This window comes from Frankia sp. CcI49 (genome assembly GCF_001983215.1).
Taxonomy (GTDB): Bacteria; Actinomycetota; Actinomycetes; order Frankiales; family Frankiaceae; genus Parafrankia; species Parafrankia irregularis.
Map to the genome: position 1 here is coordinate 122,093 of NZ_MOWP01000031.1, position 24,406 is coordinate 146,498.

Consider the following 24,406-nt stretch of genomic DNA (forward strand, 5'->3'; position numbering starts at 1 on the left):
CTGTCTCCTTCACGAGGACGGATATGTGGAGCGGCGCCGGCGGGGAGCGCGGCGGGTGGGAGAGGTGAGGGATGCGGGGGAGGCGAGGCTGGGGCCGGGCGGACGGCGGGCGTCACAGTGAGTCGATCTCGGTGTGCCGGGCGGGCGGAGTGGCCGCATCGGCGGCGTTCAGGGCGAACCGGTCCCGGGTGGTGACGTAGAAGCTGGCGCCGAAACGCCCTACCGGGTGGTAGTCGGCGAGCCGCACATGCCAGCGCTCCTGGTCGACCAGGCCCGCACGCGCCCACAGCTGCCAGATCAGACCGAGGAAGATCTCCCGGGTGGGGGTCTCGATCCGTTCGTGCAGCGTGCACTCCAACGCCACCGGCGCCTCGGCGATCCGCGGCGGCCGGACCTGTGCGCAGGGCACCGCGGTGAGGCCGACCTCGCGCAGTTCGTCGATCTCGGGTGGATGCGGAAAGCCGCAGTCGTGCATCTGCTGCGCGATGGCCTCGTCGACCAGATGCACGACGAACTCGCCGTTCGTGCCGATATTGGCCGCGGTGTCCTTCTGGAGGCCGGACCGCCGGTCCAGGCTGATCATCACCAGGGGTGGATCCTCCCCGGCCATGGCGAACATGCTGAACGGCGCCGCGTTCACCCTCCCGTCGGCGTCCACCGTGGTCACGAGCGCGATCGGGCGCGGCACGATCAGGCCGGCCATGAGCTTGTACCGCTCGTACGGGCTCAGCTCTCCCAGCACCACGCGCAGCGCAGGCGCGTCCGCGTGCGTGTCCGTCCGGGCGCCCGCGGGTTCACGCATGGCTGGCCACCCACCACGACAGCAGGACGTCGCGCAGGGCGGCCGCGGCGTCCGCGCGCGCGCCGGGTCCGACGGCGTCCAGGGCCGCCTCGTCTGTCGGGCTGAGCTCGACGGGTACGTCGACCAGGCGGATCGGGGTGCGCGGGAAGTCCGGGACGTAGTGCGGGTCCCGGGCCAGCCGGCGCTCGGCGCGGATGTGCGGCTGGCGGAACTGCGCGGGCGTGCGCTGGGAGTCGTACGCCCGCAGCGGGGGCACGGCGTCGACGTCCGCGCGGGCAGCGCTGGAGAGGATGGCGAGCACCGGCGACAACGAGTAGTTGCTCGTGCCCATGATGTCGTTGCCGCAGGTGTTGGGGACCGCGAGCACGTCCATCAGGGCGAGCAGCTCGACATGGTCGCCCGGCCCGGTCTGCTGGCGCAGGATCTCGGGCCTGCCGTCGACCACCCGGGTGGCCATGAACAGGTTGAAGGAGTCGTGTACGTCGTCGGGGGTGAGCCCGTACTCACGCTGGGCCTCGGCCTGGATGTCGGCGCAGTTGGTGTGCGCGGCGAAGCCGTGGGTCGACTCGTACATGGCGGCGCTGCAGCGGGGGAACAGGGTGTCGTTCAGATGCGCCGTGTCGGTGAGCAGATACATCATCGCCCGCTCCCGGGGCGGTGCGGACCACAGGAAGTCGCCCTGGCCGGGGTTGAGGCCGTGCAGCGTGCGGGTGCGGCCCACGTGCATGAACTMGCGGTAGTCGTGGAGGCTGAAGACGTTCAGGTCCACGCACTGGTCGCCCTCGATCTGCTCGATCCGCAGGATCTGCCCGGCCCGTACCTCGATCGCCCGGCCGGTGCCGGGTGCGATCTCCCAGCGCGCCAGCTCGGTCCGTCTCCCGGCGCTCGGCTGCGGCGTGATCGCGTGCTGCCAGTGCCACGGGCGGCCCGTCACCCGGGGATGTGGCCGGCTCCGGATTCCCCGCGCCGACTCGGTCAGCGCCAGCCGCACCAGCTCTGCCCTGGTGGGTGCTTCGCGTGCCGCCACCGAGGCGTCGACGAGCTCCAGCTGCTGGTCGGTCAGCCTGAGCACTACGTACGGCATGGTGGCCCCTCGTTCTGTATACGGAAGCTTCAATTTCGGTATACGAACATGGCCATCTTTCGGATACGTACCGATGCCGTTTCGTCGATGTATCGAGGTCTTCTCGTCGACCAGGCTGATCGTTTCCGTATACTGGGCGGCTAGACTCGCTCCATGAGTGCATCGCCCGCTCGCCCGGCGCAGCGTGCCGAAGCGGCCTTCATCAGCTTGCGCACGGCCATCGTCGAGGCCGCCCTCCTGCCCGGGACCAAGCTGCCGGAGGACGTCCTGGCCGCGCAGTACGACGTGAGCCGGACCCTCATCCGCGCCATCCTGGCCAGGCTCGTCACCGCCGGGCTGGTCGAGTCGGGCAAGGCCAAGTCGGCGACCGTCGCAAGCCCCAGCGCTGCCGAGGCCAGGGAGGTCTTCGTGGTACGCCGCTGCCTGGAACGGGAGGCGGTGCGACTCGCGGCAGCCGGATGGAGCCGCGACGCCGCCGCCGAACTGCGCCGGCACGTGAACGCCGAGCGGGAGGCCATGGCCCTGGGGGACCACCGCGTCTCCGGGCGGCTGGCCGCGGAGTTCCACCTCAGGCTCGGGGAGTACAGCGGCAACTCCCTGATGGAGCGCTATCTGGCCGAGGTGGTGTGGCGCTGCGCGCTGATCCTGTCGGTCTACGGCCACCCCCACGACCAGAACCAGTCCATCGCCGAGCACGAGGAGCTGATCAACCTGCTCGAGTCCGGGGACGCCGACGGGGCGGAGCAGCTGGTCCTGCGGCATGTCAGCGCCGTCGAGTCGCGCGCGCTGGTGCGCGGCCCCGAGACCCGGCCGCAGGATCTCGCGGTGATCCTCAGCCGCTACTGACGCTACTGCCGTCCCGCCGGCCGCCCGGCGACCGGATCCGGCGGCCGCGCGAGATCAGCCGACGACGCGGAAGGGCAGCATCATGCAGTCGTCCTCGTGGTCGAGAACGTGGCAGTGCCAGACGTATCCCTGCAGGGTCTCGCCGTCCGGGCTGAGGAAGGGCGAATCGGGGTCGAAGCCCAGCTCGTCCGCGGTCGGAAAGCGCACGAGGACCCGGGTCACCATCTTGCTCGGGGCACGGACCGTGTCCTTCCATCCGGCTTCCCACGCCGCTGGCCGCTGCACCGGCCGGCCGAGGGTGAAAGGACCGACGGGCGGTGCCCACCGGGTACCGAGCGCGGGGCGGGGGTTGAGCAGCACATAGCTGGTCGCGTCGAACGCCTGCCGGTGCAGGATTCGGAACTGGACGAGGTGCAGGTGAATCGGGTGTTCGTCGTCGGTGGTGTTGACGATGTCCCACTGCTCGACCGAGCCCTGACGGGGCCGGTCGATGTCGGTGTCGTGGAACCGCAGGTTGTTCAGCGTCATCTTGGCCGGTGGCCAGCGGACGGCGACCAGCTGGCTGACCGTGACGGTGCGCACCTTCTGCGGCGTCGGCAGTGGTGGCAGGACGGCCGGCTGGCTGGTGCCGCCGCGCAGTGACGCGGGCGGTCCGCCGGTCACCCCCTGGGCCGCGCCGACGGTGAACCGCATGACCCGCGGCAGGACGTCGACGCCGATGACCGTCGACTGGGCCGGCGGTGCCTCGTCGTTGCGCAACTCACACTGCGTCCCGGGGGGTAACGCCGAGAAGTCGACGAGCAGGTCGTAACGCTCGCCCGCGGCGATGTGCAGGTCCGTCGTGCGCACCGGCGCGTTCAGCAGGCCGCCATCGTTGCCGATCACCCAGAACGGCATCCGGTCGGCGAAGAACAGGTGGTAGGTGCGCAGGTTCGCGGCGTTGAGGAGCCGGAACCGGTACAGCCCACGGGCGACGGTGAGGTTCGGGTTGACCACCCCGTTGACGACCACCGTGTCGCCGGTCATGCCACCTTCCCAGGTACCGGCGGCGACCAGCTTGAAGACGCGGAAACCGAGCGTTCCGTCGGCGTTGAACATCTTGTCCTGCAGTACCAGCGGGACCTCGAACTCGCCGCTGGGCAGGCCGAGCGGGTTACCCGGCCGGCCGGTGTCGTACCGGTCGCGCACCAGGCACATGCCGGCGAGCCCCGCGCACACGTTCAGCCTGGTGATCCCCATGGCATGGTCGTGGTACCACAGCGCGGTGGCCTCGAGCCGGTTCGGGAAGTCGTGGACGACGTCACGGCCCGGCAGGAACGTCGCCATCGGGTGGCCGTCGGATCCCGGTGGGCTGGGAGCCCCGTGCAGGTGCAGAACGGTACGCGGCGACGTGCGGTCGAGGTCGCTCGCACCGTCCAGGGCGGTGTCGACGTCCGCGGCGTAGATGTGCGGCCCGAGCCGGTTCTGGTGAACGATCCTCGTCGGGATCCCGGCCTGGACCTCGATCGTCGGGCCCAGGTAGGGCTGCCCGCCGTAGCCCCAGGTGCGGGCCGTGCCGAGATCCCGGTGGAAGCGATGAGTGCCCTCGGCCGCGGCCAGCGTCAGGTCGCCGGTCACCACCGGCGGGACCGCCAGCTCGTCCACATAGGGCGTCAGCGGCGGGGAGTGGAACACCAGGTCCGGGTAGGGCGGCGCGGCCCACGACCGGACCGCCCCCGCGTTCAGCGCCCAGCCGACACCCGCGCTGGCACCCACCCAGCCGGCGACGGCACCGGCCCGCAGGACGCCGCGACGACTCATCAGCCGCGGGTCGGGCTCCTGGCCGTCATCGGTTTCCCGTGGCCGCTGCCGACTCATCTGCACACTCCCGATCGCCGCCAGACCGGACGTCCCGCCCGCGTGAGGTCATCGTGTGCCAAATATATGATCACATATACCTCCGGCGGGGACAGTACCATCCGGGGTTCTGCACGGTTGACCGATTCGGAATTCTGATGACCCGGACGGCCATCCGGAAAAATCAGGTGCCGGGTTGCCTGGCCGGAATGGTGCCGCGCATGCCGAAGTGAGGTGAGCACATTTCGGTGCTGGACCGGAGATCCGCGTGCCACACGCAGATCCACATCGTGTATCCCGCGACTGGAACGAAGTTCGTCTTCCTGGCGCCCCAGGACGCGGAGAAGGTGTACGCGATTCCGTCGCTGCGGAAAAGTTCGGCGACGCAGGACTGGGTCAGCGACGTGTTGAGCACTCCCGCGAGTGCGCCGGAGCCGTTGTCGGACAGCCACGCGGAACAGGTCGCGTTGTCGCCCACCCAGTAGGTGTCCGCCTCGGAGCCCGGAACCTGTGTCGTGTCGTCGCCGCCGTTGATCCCGTTGATCGAGGACGAGGTCAGGTGCGGGCCGGCCTGCGCGGCGGCGGACCGCGTGGCGGTGTTCGCCGGCCCGGCGCTCGAGGTGGCGGACGTGCTGGAGGCGCTGGGCGAGATGGTCGCCTCGGTGGACGGCGAGACCGGTCCGCTCGGCCCCGGCGACGGCGACCGGGGCGTTTCGGCCGTGAGTTCGGTGTCGGCCGAGGCGGCGGGGGAGACGCGTGCCGCGGGATGAGTGGGAGACCTCCCGGGATACCGGGACAGCGCGAGCGCTCCCACCACGACCGTCAGCACGAGCACGACGACGCCGATGACGGCGGCCCTGCGCCCCAGCCGCCGTCGCCGCCGCCTCCGCCTGCTCCGCGGCCCGGTCCGCGGCCTGGCGCCCGAACTGTCCGCCGACGGCTCCGGACCACCCGGGACGACGTCGGCCGCCAGCGCGGACATCCCCGGGGCCTGGCTGTCCGCCGCCGGCGGGCCAGACTCCGCCGCCGGTGGTACTGCCGCCGGTGGTACTGCCGCCGGTGGTATTGCGGCCGGTGGCATCGCGTCCGCCGGCATTCCCTCCGCCGGCATCGCGGCTGGTGGCGGCGGGTCGTCCCAGGAATGCCGCGGTGGGAGTCCGGGCCCCGCCGGGAACGGCGGCGCGACGGTCGTGCCCGGCAGCCGGGGCGGTACCAGGGGCACGAACCCGACGATCGCCCTGGTCGGCGGGAGGGAGACAGACGCCCCTGGGCCCGCGCGATCCTCCCGCCCGGCCAGAGCGACGGTCGCCCGCTCCAACAGCGCCGTTCGTGCCGCCTCGGCGGAGCTGTTGAACAGGTCGAGAGTCGGCATCGTGCCGGGAAGCTCCGGGCGGGGACAGTTCTCGACCCGCACCTGCACCAGCGTCCGCGCGAGGGTCACCGCGTCCGCGCCGCGCACGGTGCCCCACCCGGCCTGCTCGAACTCCGACTCCAGGTAGGAATCGGAGAGGAGGACCAGGGTGCGGGCACAGTGCCCGACACCGGCACGCACGTCGGCGGTCCATCGCGGCCCTGCGGTGCCGTCCCGTGCCTGAAGCAGAACCAGGTAGCCGGCGGTCTCCAGGACCCAGGCGACCCAGTCCGCCCAGTCCTGATCGGCGCTGGCGTAGGAGATGAAGAAGTCCCAGTGCGCCCACCCGGGCGGACGCTCGGTGGCGGCCCGAACCGTCGCGTCGAGATGCAGCGGTGACCGCCCGCGCGCCGCCCAGCCGACACCGAACACGGCGGTGGCAGCGGACGCCAGCTCGAGCGCGAACGTGGCCGCGTCCGGGGGGCGGTCAGCGGGGGACTTGGCCAGCGCGCGTGACACCACTTCGGCCAACGGAGCGGCCACACCGGTCATCGGTGGCGGTGGCTCGCTCAGCTGGCGGCCCAGCAACGCCAGCAGCGGCAGCTTCGGATCGAACGGCAGCCGTCCGGTGAACAGGCTGTACAGCACGATCCCCAGCGCGTACAGATCGGTCCACGGCCCCAGCTGGCCACCCTCGATCTGTTCCGGGGCCATGTAGGCCGGGGTGCCGGCGATGCCGCTGGTGGTCGTCCCCGACCCGTCGAACAGTTTGGCGATGCCGAAATCGGTGACCTTGAGCGTGCCGTCACCGGCGAACATGACGTTGTCGGTCTTGATATCGCGGTGCAGGACCTTGTGGCGGTGCGCGTGCTCGAGAGCCGCGGCGATCGCCAGCGCCGCCGCGCAGATCTCCTCGGGGCTCATCGTCGCCCGCCGCTCGGTCAGCGTGCCGCCGGCGAGCAACTCCATCACGACCATGCACAGGCCGTGGTCCTCGACATAGTCGTAGACCCGCACGACGTGTGAATGATCCAGCCTGGCCAGCACCCGTGCCTCGGCGGCGAAACCGGCCGCGGCCGCCGCGGTGCCGCGGGCCTCCATCACCTTGATGGCCACCGGCCGGCCCATCTGCCGGTGCGTACCCGCCAGTACCAGCCCGAACGCCCCTGACCCGAGCTGCTCACCCAGAACATAACCAGGCAGGGCCTTCGCCACCCGGTCCCGGTCGACGATCATTGATCGTCCCGCCGGGCCCGTCGTCGCACACCGTCTCCATGAGGCGCCATCGGGTCCGAGCGTAATAGTCCGCCACGAAGCGCCACGAGGTGCCTCCTTCCCGTGGAAACGGGCCGGGTCGGCGATCGTGACCGCACGGGCTCTACGTGTGATCGGGTTCGCCGTCCGCCGGCAGGGCCCGGAGGAATCCGTCGACGAGGCTGCGCAGGCCGAGGGCATAGGTGTCCCGGCTGGCCAGGGTGGCCCAGCGCTCCGCGAGCGCCGCGAGGTGCGGCAGTTCGGTGGCGTCGACCGCGCGGATGAGGTCGTCGCGCCGGGTCGTGCCGGGCTTCTCTGCCTGCTGACGGTCGTGGTTCGCGCGGACGAGTACCTCGCCGGCGGTGTAGTACCAGATGGTCCGGTACAGGTCGACGGCCTGCTCCGGCGTGCATCCGCACTCGACGGCCCCGGCGAGCAGCGCCTCCACCATCCACAGCGCCGCCCGGCCCACCTGATCGTCCTGGACGAGCACGCTGACGACCCACGGCCAGGCGGCCAGGGTGTCCCGGATGACCGTCGCGGCCGTGATGACGCGTTCGCGTGGGTCGGCGGGCATGGCCGGACGGGGCATGCCCGCCGCGTAGTCGTCGAGGAGCTGCGTGAGCAGGTCGTCCTTGTCGCGAACGTGGTGGTAGAGCGTCGTCGACGCGGTGCCGGCCTCCGCGGCGAGCCGGCGCATGGTCAGCTTCTCCCAGCCGTCCCGGTCGATCAGGCGACGGGCGGCGGTCATGATCTCCGCGCGGGAGGTGCGGGGCGGGCGGCCCATACGCCCGCGCGCCGGGGCCGACGGTTCTGCCGCTGTCACGGGTTCATCATGCCCGGGCCGCACGGCGCCCCCGGAGTGTGTCCTGGATCACGCTGTGCGGTTGCCTCTCGACCCTGATCGTCGCGCGGGCTACTTTTCGAACATGTTCCTAAAGTCTCCGCAGGGTGGGGCGGCGCATTCCCAGCCCCCTTGCCGTCCGGCCGGAGATCCGCGCACCCGCCCAGGAGGACCGCTCTCATGGACCTGATCCCTGTCGATCTCCGCACCGCCGTGCTGCGCCTGCGCCCGGGCGGAACCGTCACCGTCGAGCCGCGGCGGATGGACGCCGATGACGAGGGCTGGACCGTCGCCGTCACACACGCGGAGACCGACCAGGACGTCCACGGTGACCACTGGGAGGTTCATCCCGAAAGCGACGAGGCCGTGTGCGTGCTGTCCGGACGGGCCCGGATCAATGTCGGGCTGGTCGGCGCGGTGCGGCCGGAGGAGGCGGACGGCGCACAGACCGTCGTCACCCTGGCTGCCGGGACCGGGCTCGTCGTTCCGCGCGGGCGCTGGCACCGATTCGAACTGGATGCTCCGAGCGACCTGATGAGCATCGCGCTGCGCTCCGGATCCCGGCTGGAGCGGCGGGCATGACGGGAACGGGCTCCCGGACCACCGCTCCTGCCGCTCCGCCGAACCCGCCGAACCCGCCGAACCCGGCGGACCCGGCGCCACCGGAAGGCCTGTCGGGGCGGACCCTTCAGTGGCTGCTCGTGGTCGTGTTGCTGGTGCAGGCGATGGTGGCGCTGGACACCTCCGTGGTGAACGTGGCGCTGCCGGACATCCAGTCCGCGCTCGACTTCAGTCCCGGGGGCCTGACCTGGGTGGTCAACGCGTACTCCCTGGCGTTCGGCGGCCTGATCATGCTGGGTGGCCGCACCGGTGACCTGGTCGGGAGGCGCCGGGCGCTGCTCGCCGGACTCGTCGTCTTCGGCGTGGCGAGCCTGGCCGGCGGGCTCGCCCGGACGCCGGGGGAGCTCATCGCGGCCCGAGCCGCCCAGGGTGTCGGCGCGGCCGTGCTCGCCCCCATCGCCTTCACCCTCATCGCGGTGTACGTGCCCGCCGGGCCGGCGCGGGCCCGGGCGCTCGGGCTGTGGGGGGCGGCCGCCGCCGTCGGCGGCGCGGTTGGTGTGCTCGCCGGAGGAGCGTTGACCCAGTGGGCGGGCTGGCGGGTCGTGCTGTTCCTCAACCTGCCTGTCGTGGGCTTCCTGCTGGCCGCGGCCCGCCGCGGCGTCCCCGCCGACCGCGGAGAAGTCTCCGCCGACCGCAGGGAAGCCGCCCCCACGCCGCGGCCGGACGTCGCCGGGGCGCTGCTGGTCACCGCCGGGACCTCGGCACTCGTCCTCGGAGTCATCCGCACGGACGCGCACCCCTGGGGGTCGGCGACCACGTTGCTGACCATCGCCGCGGCTGTCGTCCTGCTCGTGGCCTTCGCCCTGGTCGAGACCCGAGCGGCGGCGCCGCTGCTGCGAATGCGGCTGTTCACGCATCGCTCGGTCGTCGTCGCCAACCTGTTCGTGCTGCTTCTGTTCTCCGGCCAGTTCGCCGCCTTCTACTTCGTCTCGCTCTACCTCCAGCAGGTGCTGAACTATTCGGCGGTGGCCACGGGGGGCGCCTTCCTACCGTTCTGCGCCGGCATGCTGCTCGGTTCGACCACGGCATCCCGGCTGGCGGCCCGGATCGAGGGGCGTCTCCTGCTGGCGGTCGGCGGGGCACTGGCCGCGGTCGGGTTCGGCTGGTTCGCCGCGGCACTCGGAGCAGACGGGAGCTTCCTCACGTCCATCCTCGGGCCCTCGATCGTGACGAGCGTCGGAATCGGCCTGTGTGTGGTGCCCATGGGATCGGCCGCGACGGTCGGTGTCGCCCCGGCCGAGGCGGGGATGGCCGCCGGGCTGATCACCAGCTCCCGGCAGATCGGAGGCTCGATCGGCCTCGCGGCCCTGGCGACCGTGGCGACAGGGGTGACCGGCCGGCACGACGGCGGCGGCCCTGCCGCTCTCGCCGCCGGGTACGCGACGGCCGTCGGCATCAGCGGCGTGCTTCTCGGCCTGGCCGCCGTACTCGCGTTCTTCGCACTGCCGGTCAGTTCAGCTGGATCACGCACGCCGGTGACGAGCCAGCAGGACGTATGACCGGCGGCGCCCACCGGCGGGTGCCGCGGAGCCGCCTGAGACGAAGGAGCGCGGGAACAGGACGTCCCGTGGACGAGCTTGCCTATCCGCCCAGCGCGGCCAGCGCCTTGTCCGCGTGCGTGTTCATGTTCAGCTCACTGTTGATGGCCTCGATGATGACCCGGTCCGTACCGATCACGAAGGTGGCCCGCTTGACCCGCAGCAGGTCGATCGACCGCTTCACGCCGAAAATCCGTGCCACGACACCGTCGGCGTCCGACAGCAGCGGATAGTCGAAGGCGTGCTTGTCGGAGAACTCCTTCTGCTTGGCGACGGTGTCGGGGCTGATACCGATCCGCTGCGCGCCGACCTTGGCGAACTCCGCCGCGAGGTCCCGGAAGTGGCAGCTTTCCGCGGTGCAGCCCTTGGTCATCGCCGCCGGGTAGAAGAACAGGACGACCGGGCCGTCCGCCAGCAGGGTGGAAAGCCGGCGCGGGGTGTTGGTCTCGTCGGGGAGTTCGAAGTCCGGCACGGTGTCGCCGACACGCAGCATCTGTGCGCTCCTCACCTCGGGCTGGACGCCGAGCCGGTATCGGAACCGGCTCCGTGCCCAGGGCCGCCGGCATGACGGCCTCATCCGTACACGGTAGTCCTTCACCTACGCACCGGTTCGCGGGCTTTCCGGGACGGATGCCAGGTGACGACCGCGATGGCCGCGACCAGCACGATCACGGCCACCACCCGCAACCCGGTGTCCATCCCGGAGGTGAAGGCCTGGACGACGGCCGCGTGCGCGTCCGGCACGGCACCGGCACCGGCACCGGTGCCTTCTGCGTCGAGCCGGGCGAGCGCCGCGGAGACGGTGCGCGGGGTGCTGCCGCCGGCCGGATCGCGCAGGACGGCGGGTAGCTGGCCGGTGAAGCGGGAGACCATGACGGTTCCGACGGCGGCGACCCCGAGTGCGCTGCCCAGCTCACGGGCGGTGCTGTTGATGCCCGCGGCAACCCCGGCCTTCGCGGGCGGCAACGCGTGCACGATCCCGTTCGACAGCGCGGGAAGGGCGAGCCCGCAACCGGCCGCGACGACGAGGAGAAAGATCACGTAGAGCCGGTAGGGCGTGTCCGGAGTAGCTGTCGAGAGCAGGAGCAGTCCGGCGACGATCGATCCGAGGGCGAGCCCGGCGACCGCACGGTGGCCGATCCGGTCGCCAAGCCCGACGCTCACCTGGGCGACGACAACCATCGCCACCGCCATCGGAACGATTCCGAGGCCGGCGACCAGTACGGAGTATCCCTTTCCGTACTGCAGGTACTGGGCGTTGACATAGAACAGGGCGTACAGGCCGAAGAAGGCGACCAGCATGCCGAGCGTCGCCGCGCGCAGGCGGGGGATGGCGAACACCCGCGGGTCCAGCAGCGGATGAGCCCGGCGCAGCTCGTACCAGGTCCAGCCGGTGAGGCCGGCCGCGGCGAACGTGAAGGCGCCGAGCACCGGCACGGTCACCCAGCCCCGGTCGGGCCCCTCGATGATCCCGTACAGCAGGGCGAGGAACGACGCGGTGAGGCCGACCGTGCCGGCGACGTCGAGCGGGTGGGGCTGCCGGGGCGGATTCGGCGTGGTCCGCGCGGCCAGCACCAGCAGGAGCAGCGCGATCGGGACGACGGCGGCGAACAGGGCATGCCAGGAACCGAGCTGTACCGCCAGCCCACCCGCGGCGTTGCCGACGACGCCGCCGACGCCCGTCATGGCGGCCCACGTGCCGACCGCCGCCTGCCGGCGCTCGACCGGGAACACGTTGATGATCAGGGCGAGCGTGCTGGTCAGGATGCAGGCCGCCGCGGCGCCGGTGACCGCCCGCCCGACGAGCATGACGGCGACCACCGGGGCGCCGGCGGACACCGCGCCGCCCACCGCGAACACCGCGAGGCCCACCAGCAGGGTTCCCCGCCGCCCGAAGCGGTCACCGACGGCACCGGCGGGGATCAGCAGGCAGGCGAAGACGATGACGTACATGTCGACGATCCACAGCAGCGCGGCCGCCGACGGATGCAGCCCGCTGGCGGCGATGTCGGGCACCGCCAGGTTGACCGCGGCGACCATGCCGACGACCAGGACGACGCACGCCGACATCACGGCGAGCACCACGTTCGGACTCGCCGCCGACGGGTAGGTGGCCGGCCCGGGTGCCCTCACGGGCTGACGGTAGCCGTGGGCGACCGGTAGCGCCTGCGCGGTCGGCGCGGCCCGAAACGCTCCTGACACCGCCAGGCCGGTCCGGTCCTGGTCGGTTCCGTCCTGGTCGGTTCGGCCTGTTACCGACGATCCACGATGTCGTCGAGCGCGTCGCGGACGACGGTGAGCAGGGCGACGAGCTGCTCCTGCTCGGCGGCGGTCAGCTGGCTGGTGGTGTGGCACTCGAGCTCGTGCCACGCCGCGCGGGCGGCGGGGGCGAGGTCGCGGCCGCGTGGGGTGAGGCTGACGATCATGGTGCGCCGGTCGTCGGGTGACGGGGTCCGGGCGACGAGGTCGGCGCGTTCCATGGCCTGGAGCGTCGCGGTGACCGTCGATCGATCCCGACCGAGGTAGTGCACCAGCTCGGTCTGGGGGACGGGCCCGTGCTCGTCGAGGAAAAGCACCACGATCTCGTGGGGGGTCGTCACGCCGGCGCGCTTCAGCAGATCGTCGCCCAGCCGGGCGTGGACCCGGATGGTCTGCAGCAGCAGCGAGCCGAGCGGCGCGCCGTCAATGGTCGTGCCGACGTGCCGCCGCCCCGGCTCGCGAGGTGCGCGAGGTGCGCGACGTGTGTGGGGCGCGTGAGGTGATGGTTCGCGGTGCGATGCCGCGGCATCCTCGCCGCGCGACGCCTTCGCCATGGTGTCAGCCTACCTCGCACTGTTGGCATGCCAACAAATCTCGTGCATATTGTTGGCATGCCAACAACCTCCCTGGATTCGTCCCGGGTGCCACCACTGGATCGCGACCTGCTTCGGCTGATGGCCGTGTTGCTGCTCGGCGCCCAGGCGGCGTTGCTGGACACGACGATCGTCGCGATCGCCCTCGATGACGTCGCACGAACCTTCGACACGACGGTCGCGGTGGCGCAGTGGGCGACGAGCGGCTATCTGCTCGCGATGACGTCGGTGATCCCGTTACTGGGCTGGCTGGTCGATCGGTGGGGCGGCAGGCGCGTCTGGCTGGGCGCGATCTCGATTTTTCTGCTCGGGTCCGTGCTGTGCGCGCTGGCCTGGTCGATCGAGAGCCTGATCGCGTTCAGGGTGGTCCAGGGCCTGGGCGGCGGCCTGGTCCTGCCACTCGTGCAGACGATCCTCGCGCGGGCGGCCGGTCCGGCGCGCATCGGTCGGGTCATGGGCCTGGTCGGCATCCCCGGCCAGCTGGCCCCGATCCTCGGGCCTGTTCTGGGCGGCCTGCTGCTGGGCCTGGGAGGTTGGCGCTGGCTGTTCCTCGTCAACGTGCCGATCTGCGTCGCCGCCCTCCTCCTGGCCCATCGATATCTCCGGGTGGCCACCGACGACAGTCACGCTCACCTGGACCGCATCGGTGTTCTCCTGCTGACTCCGGCGGCGGTCTCGATCCTCGCCGGGCTTTCCGCGGTCCCCGGCGAGATCGACACGGTCGTCCCGCCCGGCGTCCTGATCGCGGCGGGTCTGCTCCTGCTGGGCGTCTTCGTGCTCCACGCCCGCGGGCTCGGCCACCGGGCACTGGTGGATGTCGGCCTGCTGCGGCTGCGGTCGTTCGCGGCCGCCACCACGGCGATGTTCCTGTTCGGGCTCTGCCTGTACGGGCCCATGTTGCTGTTGCCGTTGTTCTACCAGCGGGTCCACGGGTTCTCCGAAACCGAGGTCGGCCTCCTCCTGGTGCCCCAGGGAGTCGGCACGATGATCGCGCTCGCGGTCATCGGGCGATGGGTCGACCGGACCGGCCCCCGGGGGGTCGCGGTGCTCGGCGTGGTGCTCGCCTGCGCCGGTGTCGCCCTGATCGCGTCGACGGGCCCGGCCGCCGCCATCACGACGCTGTCCGCGGCGATCTTCCTGCTCGGCGCCGGGATCGGGTCACTCGGCGTCGCGGTCTCGGCGGCGAGCTACCGCGACCTGGAACCCGCCGCGTTCGCCCGCGGAACCAGTCTGACCAACGTCGTGCAGCGGCTCGGCGCGTCGTTCGGCACCGTCGTCGTCGCGCTCATCCTCGAAAGCCAGACCACCGCGGCCGGGACGGAGTCCGGCGCCGCGTTCGCCGTCACGTTCTGGTGGATTCTCGGATTCGCCGCGGTGACGTTCGTTCCGGCCGCCTTCCTGCCTGGTCGTCAGGCCAGGCGCCCAGGTCCCGTCGAAGATCCCAGGAGTGTGCCATGCGTGCCGTAATCGCAGACCGTCCCGGCGGCCCCGAAGTGCTGCGCCCCGTCGAACTGCCCGACCCGGAGCCGGGCCCCGGGCAGGTCCGAGTCGCGGTGGAACGCGCCGCCATCACCTTCATCGACACCCAGCTGCGCGCCGGCACCTCACCCGGCCCCCGCGTGACCTTTCCGGTGATCCTCGGCAACGGTGTCGGGGGTGTCGTCGACGCCGCCGCCGCGGACGTCGACCCGGCCTGGCTGGGTGCGAGGGTCGTCACAACCACCGGGGGCAGCGGCGGCTACGCTTCCGCCGCCCTGGCCCGAGCGGGCGACCTGCACCGTGTCCCCGCGGAGCTGACGCTCGACGAGGCCACCGCCGTGCTCGCGGACGGCCGCACCGCGCTCGGGCTGCGGCGCGCCGCCCACCCCGGTGCCGGCGAGGTCGTCGTGGTGACCGCGGCAGCCGGCGGAGTCGGTGGCCTTCTCGTCCAGCTCGCCGCGGCCAGCGGCGCGCGTGTCATCGGGCTCGCCGGCGATGACACGAAACTTGGCCAGGCGCGCGCTCTCGGTGCCCACCACGCCCTGAGCTACCGCGCCGCCGGCTGGGAACGGACGCTCGCCGGGCTGGCACCCGACGGCGTGGACGTGGTCTTCGACGGCGTCGGTTCCACGATCACCGAGACGTTGTTCCCGCTGGTCCGTCCCGGCGGACGCTATCTGCCCCACGGCGCCGCGGGCGGGCGCTGGGGCAGGATCGACCAGGCCGACGCCGCGGCGCGGCACATCACAATCCTGCCGATCGGCGCGATCGGCGCCACCGGCGAAGAGATGTTCGCCCTCGCAGTCGAGGCGCTTCGGCTCACCGCGGCCGGAACCCTGCGAGCGACGATCGGGCAGACGTTCCGGCTGGAGGCCGCCGCCGCGGCACACGCCGCCATCGAAGCCCGCACCGCGATCGGCAAGACCCTGCTGACGACAACCTGATCCAGCCGTGATTTCCGAAAGTTTTCGATCCGACAAGGGTTAGTTGATCGGATCAAAAGATCACGCCTCTGATGCCGTGTCGCAATCGAAAGTGATGCTGATTTCAATGTAATTGAATAGTAAGTGGTCGACGCTTTACTCTGGTCGGTGTGCTGACCTGTGGATCCTTTCGGGTGTCACTGGGTGTCAATGCGCCGGTCAAATCTTAACCGAAAGTAATCGTTGCATGTGGCGGCCTTCCGGAGGACTGGAATGGCAGGTGCAATTGCAGATGCACAATCGATGCCGCGGTCGTCGATGCTGCCATCGTCGGTCGACGAAAAGGGAGGTTCACCGTTGCCGTCCTGGCGGAGCTCCGGAGCGGCTCGCCTCCTGAGTTCCCTGAGCGGGCGAACCGGGCGGCGGCTCAGTGCGTCCAAGGGTTCGTGAGGTCCTTGTGGATTCGGCGACGGGGTGGTTGGCTGCCGACCCTCGGTGCGGCGGCCGCGATGCTGGTCGCCCTGGCGGTGCTGCCCATGCTGGCCCAGCGCGACGGCCGCGAGGACCGGGTCTTCGCCCAGCGCCTGCGGGAGAGTGTCGCCGCACGCTGGGAGGCGTCGCAGGCCAGCCAGGACGGCACGCCGCGGCCGTCCGCGGTGCTGCTCCCCGGCGGCGTCCTGGCGCTGAGCCTGCTGGGTTCCTCCTCGTGCCCGGCCGTGCCTGCGAAGATCGAGATCGTGAATCCGCACGCGCTGCGGATCTCGGTCGAGACGGTCGAAGGCGAGACCTGCACCGCCGACCTTGGCATCACCACCAGCGAGGTCGACCTCGACCCCGACGAGGTGGATCTGTCGACCACCCTTGACGTGACATTGGCAGGCGACGGGCGGGCATACGACCAGCTGAAGGTACGGCCGGCGGGGCAGGCGGGCTGGCCCGGGGCCGAGCCCGCGGATCCGCGGGCTGCCATGGCCCGGATCCGCGCCGCCTACGCTGACGCGTTCACCGCCATCGACCTCGATCGGGTGCTCGCCGCCGTCGACGGCGGCGCCGAGCTGCGCGGCACCGTCGAACAGCTCCGGCGGGACCGCCCGGAGGTCACCGCCACCAGGTCGGTCACCGTCGGCGAGATCCTCTTCGTCGAACCCGGCCACGCCGCACTGCTGTACGACGTCACCGGCGGCGACCTGCGGGCGGACGGCCTGCTCGGCGAGGCGGTGCTGACCGCGGCCGGCTGGCAGGTGCAGCGGCGGACCTTCTGCGGTGTCCTCGGCGCGGCCGGCGCCCAGTGCCCGGATCAGCCGCGATGACCCCGGCGTTCGACACTGTCTCCATTGCGCCTCGAGGTACCGGCCGGCCGGCCCACCGGTCAGACGGTGGTGGGTGGAGGGGTTCGGGTGGTGACCGCGAAGCGGTTCCACACGTTGATCGTGGCGATGGCCACGATGAGGTTGGCGGCTTCCTGCTCGGTCCAGACCTTGGTCACGGTGTTCCAGACGTCGTCGGGAACACCGTCCGGGCCGAGCCGGGTGACGGCGTCGGTCAGGGCGAGGGCGGCCCGTTCCCGTTCGGTGAAGAACGGTGACTCGTGCCAGGCGGCGACGGAGAACAGCCGCCGGCTGGATTCGCCGGCGGCGAGCGCGTCGCGGCTGTGCAGGTCCACGCAGAACGCGCAGGCGAACTTCTGATCACTGTGAGAATCACGGATCCCCCGGTGGTCCTGGCAGACCCCGGGGGTGGAGCGACCGTCGGAGGGTCACCCCATGATCAGAAGTGTACGACGCGCGGGCCCTGAAACGCCTGACCTGGCGAAGGTTCCCATCGCCGTCACGGCGGAGGCTGTCTCTGTTGCGGCGCTGCTTCCGAGCACGCTTGAGACGATGTCGGCTGAGCTGACGTACGCGCGGACGGAGCACAGCACCAGTGCGGATCGTCTGCTCGCCATCCACACGCACATGTACGTGGATGACCTGGTGCGGCTGATCGGGGCGGGCGACACCGTCGGGGCAGCCACGCGGATCCGGTTGATCGTCGCAGACGTCATTGCCCACGGTGCCCGTATCGAGACGCTGGGAAATCAGTGAAGCGCCCGACGGGGCAGGACATCGAACGCGCGGCGTCCACTGTCCTCCCGCTCACACTCGGCGCCGCTGTCTTTGCTGTCGCCTTCGATCATGTCCGGGCGACGGCTACATGGTCTGGGCAGGGTGGCTGGTACGCGGACGTGATCGCCGCTACCGGCGAGATCATGGCCGTGTCCGCGATGATTGAAATTCGGGCCCGCCGCCGGGACGGGAGTCGAGCTGTCTTCCCGATCTTCGTGCTCATCGCCAGCATCGCGTGGTCGGGCGCCTGCAACCTCCGCGCTGCTGCTGGGCTCACCAGTGACCCCGGGCCGTGGCGGTACATCGCGGCACTGTGGGTAGTCATCGCGTTTGGTCTTGTAGCGGGAATCAAGGCCACCCGGACGACTCACGAGCCTGTGTCTGCGGTGGCGCCGATGACGTCGGAGGATTCTGCCCCCGTCGCCCTGGTGGACGTCGCCCCGGTTGACGAGTCGCCTGTCGTCGAGCCCACCGAGCCGGAGCCCGCGCCGGGAGACGAGCCGGTTGTCGAGCCCCTCGAAACACCGAAGCCGGCCGCATCTGCGCCGAAGCAGTCGCCTGCGAGGAAGAGCACGAAGCCGACTCCCGCGCCGAAGTTGACCAAGAAGGCTCAGCTTCTGGCCCTGTGGTCTGCGGTTTCACCCGACGATCGGCGCAGTGAGGCTCAGATCGTGGGCGAGATCGCGGCTCAGATCGATCTTGCGCCGTCTACTGCCCGTCGGTACGTCGCAGAGTCGAAGCGCACCGCGCCGATCGCCGCGCCAGTGGCTGACATCACCGCTGACGAGCCGGTTGTCGTGGCGGTGGCGGCATGACAGCCATCGACAGCACGGACCTCGACAGCCGACGTCAGGCCATCCGTCCGCAGGCGCGTCTGTGGTGGGCGTTCGACCTTGACCCCCGGACCGCGTCCGCGTGGGTGGGTCGGGCTCCGGGCGGTGCCTACGTCGTGAACATCCCTGTGGGCTCCGACGTCGCGCCCCTGGTGGGGATCCAGGGCTACCCGACCGGCAACGGCAAGACCAGGCGTCGATGCCTCCTGGCGAACGTCCCGGAGCTGCTGCGCCCCCTGGTCGACATCGCGGTGTCGCAGTGGATCACGCGGCCCCAGGACCACCCGATGGCTAGCCGGATCCTGACCAGCCACCAGGCCGTCACCAGCTCCTGAAAGAGAAACGTCGGGTGGCGTCCGTAGCGCCACCCGACGTCTCGAACGCCTGTTTGCACCAGGCGATCACTTACCGAGACTTCTGAAGGTAGCGCATCCATGCCTGTCAGTTCACGGCGGTCTGCCGTGTCCACTTTGTATGCATATGTACGTTCCGTTCCTTTGGAGTCCGTGACCGTCGGCAAGACGCGGGTGTCGGTTCGGATCCTCCGTGACGTCCTGGCCGCGATCACCCGCAACATCAGCGCAGAGACGTGGGAGGGCTCGTATCCGGCCATGCCCACCATCGCGGCCCGCGCCGAGTGCTCCGAGTCCTCCGCCCGTCGAGCGGTGCGTGGTCTGGAGTCTCTCGGGATCCTCGTGACGGTCATCGGCGGGGGCCGGAAGTCGAACGACTACCGACTCGTTCGGCCGGCGTCGTCTGAGGCGGGGCCTGACGAGACGGGCCAGATCCTCGCGGTTGTCGAGTGGGACGACGCTGCCGATGACGTCCGGATCGTCGGGGCTGACGGGATCGTCGAGCCTGAGCAGAGCACCGACAGTGCACGACCGGTCAGCACGGTCAGCACGACCGACGACACCACGTCCTGTACCCAAGAGAGCTTTACGCGGCTTGATCTGGACTCTCACCAGAGCGCCCCCGTTCGTCCGCAGGCCGCCGCGCACATCCACCGGATTCGGTCGATCCCGGATGACCTCGTGAACCTGGCGGACGCCCTTCTCAGCCGGGGGCTTCGGGCAACCTTCAGCCTCACGCCGGAACAGGTGGGCGTCGTCCGCCAGGTCCTCGAAAGGGTTGGGGTGTCCGCGATGGTGCGGGCGGCGTACGACGCTCACCAGTCGTGGAACCCGGCACGGTGGTGGTCGGCGTGGCTGGAGATCTGGCAGGGGCTCCACGTGCCTTCTGGGCGGCCGGAACGCACCGCCAGGACCTCAACGACGCCGGACTCGTCAGCTTCGGCCGAAGTACCGGAGTGGGCCCTCCGCATGGCGCGGGCGGAGATGGCAGGGAAGCACTCGACACCATCGATGATCGTCGGTCTCGCCCGGACGATCGCTGCTGAGCAGGGGGCGGCGGCATGACTGCTGAGGCGGATTTCGTGGGTGAAGTCGTTCCGGGCCCGTGGGCGCAGACACCGGCGCAGACGGGGGCGCAGAAGGCCATGAACGGCCCTCTCGCGGGTTTGGCGGCGGAGCCCCTGCGACTGCCTGCGTGGACGTCGGATCGGGCGGTACGGCGTGCTCAGGCTCGTCATGGTGCCCGCGTCGCTGCCCGTATCGCGACCCGTTCGACATGGTTGGGGCCGGCGGCTGTCCTCCGAGGAACGTGGCGGGCGGGGCGGTTCTGGTGGCAGTGGGTACAGGCTGACGACATCGCCACCGAACTCCGAGACGAGCGCGGGAAGCTGGGGAAAGAGATCTTCGTCGTTCGCGAGCATCGGCGGATCCGCTGGATCCTCACTGGTGCTGGTGCCGGCGCTTCCACGGTGGGGGAGATCATCGCCGCGGTGGCCGTAGGCGAGTGGGTTCCCGCCCTGTCGGGTGTGGTTGTCCTCGGTGGAACGGGTCTCGCGGGCCGGCGTCGCCTGTCGGGCCCTGGTGACCTTCCCGGGATCGAACCCGACATTCACCGCGACCTGGCCCCCGAACATCTCAACGGGGCGTTCCGCGCGGCCGGTCTGCTGAAGGGCGAGACCGCGCTCATCCTCTGCGCACCGATCGTCCGGGACCGCAACGGGCGAGGCTGGGAAACAGTGCTGGATCTTCCGCGCGGCGGCGGGAAGACGGCGGCGGACGCCATCGGGAAGCTTCCGACGATCGCGGCTGAACTGGGTGTTGATGAGATCCAGCTCATCATGAGCCGTGTCCGGGCCCACCAGGGAGGACACGGCCGGCGGCTGTCTCTGTGGGTCTGTGATGACGATCCGTACCTCGGTGCGCCTACGCCGTCGTTGTTGATCGACGTTGAGCGCTTCGACTTCTGGAAGGCCGTCCCGTTCGGCCAGGACGCACGCGGGAACCGTGTCGACCTGGCGCTGATCTGGCAGAGCGCGTTCTTCGGTGGCCTCCCGCGCCGTGGGAAGACGTTCTCGATGCGGCTCCTGGTCGCTGCCGCTGTGCTGGATCCCTGGTGTCAGCTCTGGATCGTCGACGGTAAGGGCGGGGCGGACTTCCGTCCTGCTACCCAGGTCGCACACCGGACCGTCTTCGGCGCCGATCCTGACGATCTGGTGGCGTTCGAGCAGATGCTTGACGAGTTGATCGTCGAGATGTCCCGGCGGTTCGCGTTCCTGGCGACGTTGCCTCCGGCGGTGTGTCCGGAAGGGAAGCTCACGCCGGAGATCATGCGCCGGTACAACCTCCCGCTGATCCTCCTGGTCATCGACGAGCTTCAGGAACTCTTCGAAGCGTGCGAGGAGGACAAGGACCGACAGCGGTTGATCGGGAAGCTCGCCCGGATCGCCAGGAGGGGGCCGGCGGCCGGCTTCATCCCGATCTACGCGAGCCAACGCCCGGATGCGAAGTCGGTCCCGACGAAGATCCGGGAGATCGTGACGTTCCGGTACGCGACTCAGGTCACCGATCGCACCTCGTCTGACATGGTCCTCGGTGACGGGAAGGCCCGTGCGGGTGCGGATGCCTCGCTGCTGTCCGAGGAGCACAAGGGCGTCGGGGTCCTCGTGACGGGGCCGGCGTCGTTCGTCACGGTGAAGGCGGACCTGCTGACGAACCCCGAGTTCGATGTCGTCTGCCAGCGTGGGCGTGCTCTGCGGCTCAACGAGGGCACGCTCACCGGCGCCGCGTGTGGTGACCTTCCGGCGGCGGCATCGTCGGTCGGGTACGTGATCCCGGAGATCATCGGTGACGTCCTCGAAGCGTTCGGCCAGCGGGCCCGCATGTGGACGGACGACGTGCTCACGGAGCTACGCAACATCGACGAAGAGATCTACGGCGATTGGGACGGATCCCGACTCGCTGCCGAGTTGGAGGATGCCGGCGTCACCCGCACCCGCAAACAGGTCAAGATCGATGGGGAGAACCGCGCGGGCTGGTACCGGAGTGATGTTGAAGGGGCGATCCCGCCCGATGTGTTGGCCGCGCGGCCCGTGGAAGGCAGGCCCGTGGAGTCCTCCGGCCCGGTAGAGGGGGCTCCGGCTACGTCGTCCACCGCCAGGACCACGCCGGCGCCGGAGCCTCACGAGGTGCCCATGTAGAGGGGGGCCGCTACCTCGGTAGGTGGCCCGGTAGAGGGCTCTGACCTGCACGGTAAGGCCCGTAGAGGGGCACCAGCCCACCCGACGACGACCCCCGGACGACCCGCTTCCCGATCGATGGGAGGCGGGTCGTTGCCGTGTCAGACCTCGGTGCCGACCTCGACGACGGGCAACACCCTCTGTAGTCAACTGATTAGGTGGGAAACCCTGGTAGCGGGGTTTCGGACCTCGACGACGTCAGACCTCGACGGGGCCCCGGTGCCAGTTCTCCAGTTCGGCGCCGAGTGTCATCACATCGGGGTAGCTGTGCCGGTAGGGCCGGAGCGCCTTGACCAGGCTCGCGAGAGGCACGGTGAGGGCCCTGAAAGGTGTGGCTAGCGCGATGGCCCGTCGAGCTTCCACGAACGATCGGTCAAGGTCCGTGGACACGGACGCCGTCGCCAGGTGGGCGTGCACAACGGCCTGGAACCCCGGCGGAAGGTGCGGCATCGCGAGATCCGCGTACCCGTCAGCCCGGAACAGATCTGCGGCGACAGCCGATGCCAGAGCGGCGTGATACGTCACCTCGACGGGGTTGACGGTGTTGGGGTCCTCATCGCCAGGTTGCCCGTGGAAGGCGGCGGGAACGGCGTAGGCCGCCGTGACTGCCCGATCCGACAGTGCGTTGACCTTGTCCGCATCGACACCGGCCAGAGCAGCGCCACGGGCCCGCTGGACCAAGCAGGAGATGCCGGCAGGGGTGGATTCGTCGATGCCCTCACCAGCATGARCCACCGCGTAGGCCGGACGTCCCTCATAGAGTTCGATCCCGGACAACACTCGCGAGGCGTTACTGAACGTCGGGCCGTCAGTAGAGACCCGCGCCACGCTCACAGAGTGGTTGGCAACGCGCCGTGCGGTGTGCACCTGCCCATCGTTGTAGAGCGCGTCAGCCCGGAGCGCTCCGACCGTGGCCGTCACGCGAGCAAGCTCCGTGCGCTGCCGGGGGTCTCCTCGACGGTGAGCAAGGAAGATCGCCCGGTCGTGGAGCACCGCGAGAGCAGGAACAGACTCCGCCAACGGCGTTGTCTCGTAAACGGTCCGGAGCGCGGACAGCTCCTGGTCGATGCTGACGATGTCGTCAGCCATGGTCGGACTCACGAGCACGCCCGACACCGCAGCGAGACCAGCGAGCGTGAGCGTTTGCCGACGGCTGACAGGCGTGGGGGTATCCGACACCTTCTCAGTGTCCGTCCGTGGCCGCCCTGGTGTCGATAGTGAGTCACCATGCAAAGCGTGGTCGGGTGTGCTGTCTAAGTCACTACCTTCCGAGCAAGGCGCCCGAAGTTCGTGGAAGTCGACATGACTGCTTACGAGCAAGTGTCAGGACTCGCCCCGCCACCCCGGGCGATCACGATCTAGCCAGGCCTCTACCTCGTCGCGGTCGAACACGCGCATGGACCTTGTGTCGACCAGGGGTTCCGGGAACCCGGCCTTCMGCGAGATCTGGTCAGCACGCTGTCGGCTGATGCCCAGGATCTCAGCAAGATCACGAACCGTCACAGCGCCTGCCACCACTGCGAACGTAGCCCTTGCAGATCTGCCACTAGCAGATGTGCAATAGGCGCGGCGGTTCAGCGACCACGGGGACAGGGGCGACGGTGTACGACGAAGACGGGTACGACCTGGAAGACGGGTATGACGACGCCTACGGCTACCACGGGTACGGCGAAGATGACTTCGGTGAGGATGACGACCAGGGGCAGGACGACCAGGGGCAGGACGACCAGGGGCAGGAGCTAGCCCCCGGGGTGACCTGGATCCCGAAGCCTGACGACGGACTTGATGGGTCGCTCATCAGCGCTCTCGGTGGCAGGGCCTGATGCCCTACTTGGTGTTGCAGCGCTCCGAAGGTGAGCACACCCCGGCCGGATCGGTGCCGTTCTACGTGCCTCAGTGGCAGGTCACCAGGGGCATCGTGGATCTTCACGTGCTGGCGTCACGGGTGATGACAGAAGATCACCGTTACGTGGCGTACGCGGTTGTCAGTGATGATCACTCACGGTCGGAGAGGTTTACGCGGGACGGAACCCCGATCCCTGCTGAGGACATCCCGACAGAAGCCACTGCCTGACACTGTCCTCCGGCGTCCTGGGGAAAAGTGCGCGTGACACCTGGCGGGTACCCTTGATCATGATCTTTTTAAGGGTACCCCCCTCGGCTCCTAACGGTGCGTGACCATCACCGAGAGTCATGATCGCGGGAGGTCGCGCCGATCGTCGCGTAACGAACGTCGAGCGGGGGGCGCCGGTCGGTTCTGTGGATCATCACGACAGTTCGTGYTCGACGCCAGACCTCGACTCGACTTCGACGCCGGAGCCTTGACGGTCCGACCTGTTGACGATCACTCGCGGGTCGGTGCGTCGAGCATGAACGTCGAGTCAACAACATCATCTATGTCGAGCGACCCGCGCCTTGTCCGTCAAGCGGTAGCGGGCATGCTGTGTGC

21 protein-coding genes and 1 pseudogene are annotated in these 24,406 nt (G+C 70.0%); 12 read left to right on the plus strand and 10 right to left on the minus strand.

Annotation, left to right across the window (positions count from 1 at the left end):
* Nucleotides 1-112: 112 nt before the first annotated feature.
* Both CcI49_RS27765 and CcI49_RS27770 read right to left on the minus strand, forming a co-directional pair.
* The gene (locus CcI49_RS27765) at nt 113-703 is read right to left on the minus strand and encodes a flavin reductase family protein (RefSeq protein WP_076831167.1); all 591 of its coding nucleotides are present in this window, start codon (nt 701-703) and stop codon (nt 113-115) included.
* Nucleotides 704-794: 91 nt separating this feature from the next.
* Nucleotides 795-1,886: an urea carboxylase-associated family protein gene (locus CcI49_RS27770; RefSeq protein WP_083749751.1), complete on the minus strand. Its 1,092-nt coding sequence runs from the start codon at nt 1,884-1,886 to the stop codon at nt 795-797.
* Nucleotides 1,887-2,039: 153 nt separating this feature from the next.
* Between CcI49_RS27770 and CcI49_RS27775 the strand changes: the two genes are divergently transcribed.
* Entirely contained in the window at nt 2,040-2,732 is a 693-nt protein-coding gene (locus tag CcI49_RS27775) for a GntR family transcriptional regulator (protein WP_063793100.1), read from the plus strand.
* Nucleotides 2,733-2,786: 54 nt separating this feature from the next.
* Here CcI49_RS27775 and CcI49_RS27780 read toward each other — a convergent pair whose 3' ends face one another.
* The 3 genes from CcI49_RS27780 to CcI49_RS27790 form a co-directional block, all read right to left on the minus strand.
* The gene (locus CcI49_RS27780; RefSeq protein WP_083749752.1) at nt 2,787-4,589 is read right to left on the minus strand and encodes a multicopper oxidase domain-containing protein; all 1,803 of its coding nucleotides are present in this window, start codon (nt 4,587-4,589) and stop codon (nt 2,787-2,789) included.
* A 163-nt stretch (nt 4,590-4,752) separates the two neighbouring features.
* Nucleotides 4,753-7,155, minus strand: coding sequence for a protein kinase (locus CcI49_RS27785; protein ID WP_076830872.1), 2,403 nt, complete (start codon nt 7,153-7,155; stop codon nt 4,753-4,755).
* A gap of 142 nt (nt 7,156-7,297) precedes the next feature.
* Nucleotides 7,298-7,960: a TetR/AcrR family transcriptional regulator gene (locus tag CcI49_RS27790; protein ID WP_054567117.1), complete on the minus strand. Its 663-nt coding sequence runs from the start codon at nt 7,958-7,960 to the stop codon at nt 7,298-7,300.
* A gap of 237 nt (nt 7,961-8,197) precedes the next feature.
* Here CcI49_RS27790 and CcI49_RS27795 point away from each other — a divergent pair, with 237 nt between their 5' ends.
* Together CcI49_RS27795 and CcI49_RS27800 are read left to right on the plus strand one after the other, a co-directional pair.
* Nucleotides 8,198-8,599: a cupin domain-containing protein gene (locus tag CcI49_RS27795; protein ID WP_054567118.1), complete on the plus strand. Its 402-nt coding sequence runs from the start codon at nt 8,198-8,200 to the stop codon at nt 8,597-8,599.
* Nucleotides 8,596-10,137 (plus strand): MFS transporter, encoded by a 1,542-nt coding sequence (locus CcI49_RS27800; protein WP_083749753.1) that lies wholly within the window; start codon nt 8,596-8,598, stop codon nt 10,135-10,137. Before CcI49_RS27795 ends, CcI49_RS27800 begins: the two co-directional genes overlap by 4 nt.
* 82 nt (nt 10,138-10,219) lie before the next feature.
* Here the strand turns inward: CcI49_RS27800 and CcI49_RS27805 are convergent, their stop codons facing one another.
* From CcI49_RS27805 to CcI49_RS27815, 3 genes are all read right to left on the minus strand, one after another.
* Entirely contained in the window at nt 10,220-10,666 is a 447-nt protein-coding gene (locus tag CcI49_RS27805; protein ID WP_054567309.1) for a peroxiredoxin, read from the minus strand.
* A gap of 104 nt (nt 10,667-10,770) precedes the next feature.
* Complete coding sequence (locus CcI49_RS27810) at nt 10,771-12,378, minus strand: MFS transporter (protein ID WP_076830878.1); 1,608 nt, start codon at nt 12,376-12,378, stop codon at nt 10,771-10,773.
* 50 nt (nt 12,379-12,428) lie between these two features.
* Nucleotides 12,429-12,989: a MarR family transcriptional regulator gene (locus tag CcI49_RS27815; RefSeq protein ID WP_076830881.1), complete on the minus strand. Its 561-nt coding sequence runs from the start codon at nt 12,987-12,989 to the stop codon at nt 12,429-12,431.
* Nucleotides 12,990-13,076: 87 nt separating this feature from the next.
* Here CcI49_RS27815 and CcI49_RS27820 point away from each other — a divergent pair, with 87 nt between their 5' ends.
* From CcI49_RS27820 to CcI49_RS27830, 3 genes are all read left to right on the plus strand, one after another.
* Nucleotides 13,077-14,495, plus strand: a complete 1,419-nt coding sequence (locus tag CcI49_RS27820) for a DHA2 family efflux MFS transporter permease subunit (protein WP_158230819.1) — start codon at nt 13,077-13,079, stop codon at nt 14,493-14,495.
* Nucleotides 14,483-15,451 (plus strand): zinc-binding dehydrogenase, encoded by a 969-nt coding sequence (locus CcI49_RS27825; RefSeq protein WP_054567121.1) that lies wholly within the window; start codon nt 14,483-14,485, stop codon nt 15,449-15,451. The genes CcI49_RS27820 and CcI49_RS27825 overlap by 13 nt, the downstream gene beginning before the upstream one ends.
* Nucleotides 15,452-15,939: 488 nt before the next feature.
* Nucleotides 15,940-16,740, plus strand: coding sequence for a hypothetical protein (locus tag CcI49_RS27830; RefSeq protein WP_054567122.1), 801 nt, complete (start codon nt 15,940-15,942; stop codon nt 16,738-16,740).
* A gap of 59 nt (nt 16,741-16,799) precedes the next feature.
* Here the strand turns inward: CcI49_RS27830 and CcI49_RS27835 are convergent.
* Nucleotides 16,800-17,105: pseudogene (locus CcI49_RS27835) on the minus strand (carboxymuconolactone decarboxylase family protein); the annotation flags it as partial.
* An 88-nt stretch (nt 17,106-17,193) separates the two neighbouring features.
* Here CcI49_RS27835 and CcI49_RS42235 point away from each other — a divergent pair.
* The 5 genes from CcI49_RS42235 (at nt 17,194) to CcI49_RS27860 (ending at nt 21,918) form a co-directional block, all read left to right on the plus strand.
* Nucleotides 17,194-17,514 (plus strand): hypothetical protein, encoded by a 321-nt coding sequence (locus tag CcI49_RS42235; protein WP_076830888.1) that lies wholly within the window; start codon nt 17,194-17,196, stop codon nt 17,512-17,514.
* A 140-nt stretch (nt 17,515-17,654) separates the two neighbouring features.
* Entirely contained in the window at nt 17,655-18,350 is a 696-nt protein-coding gene (locus CcI49_RS27845; protein WP_131831208.1) for a hypothetical protein, read from the plus strand.
* A complete protein-coding gene (locus CcI49_RS27850; RefSeq protein ID WP_076830895.1) occupies nt 18,347-18,703 on the plus strand; it encodes a hypothetical protein in 357 nt (118 codons plus the stop codon). The genes CcI49_RS27845 and CcI49_RS27850 overlap by 4 nt, the downstream gene beginning before the upstream one ends.
* Before the next feature lie 171 nt (nt 18,704-18,874).
* Nucleotides 18,875-19,786, plus strand: a complete 912-nt coding sequence (locus tag CcI49_RS27855; protein WP_158230820.1) for a helix-turn-helix domain-containing protein — start codon at nt 18,875-18,877, stop codon at nt 19,784-19,786.
* The gene (locus CcI49_RS27860; protein ID WP_116437519.1) at nt 19,783-21,918 is read left to right on the plus strand and encodes an FtsK/SpoIIIE domain-containing protein; all 2,136 of its coding nucleotides are present in this window, start codon (nt 19,783-19,785) and stop codon (nt 21,916-21,918) included. The genes CcI49_RS27855 and CcI49_RS27860 overlap by 4 nt, the downstream gene beginning before the upstream one ends.
* A 237-nt stretch (nt 21,919-22,155) precedes the next feature.
* On the opposite strand, the gene CcI49_RS27865 is transcribed toward CcI49_RS27860, so the two are convergent.
* Nucleotides 22,156-23,046, minus strand: a complete 891-nt coding sequence (locus tag CcI49_RS27865) for a hypothetical protein (protein WP_131831209.1) — start codon at nt 23,044-23,046, stop codon at nt 22,156-22,158.
* 512 nt (nt 23,047-23,558) lie between these two features.
* Here CcI49_RS27865 and CcI49_RS27875 point away from each other — a divergent pair.
* Entirely contained in the window at nt 23,559-23,780 is a 222-nt protein-coding gene (locus CcI49_RS27875; protein ID WP_076830907.1) for a hypothetical protein, read from the plus strand.
* Nucleotides 23,781-24,406 lie beyond the last annotated feature (626 nt).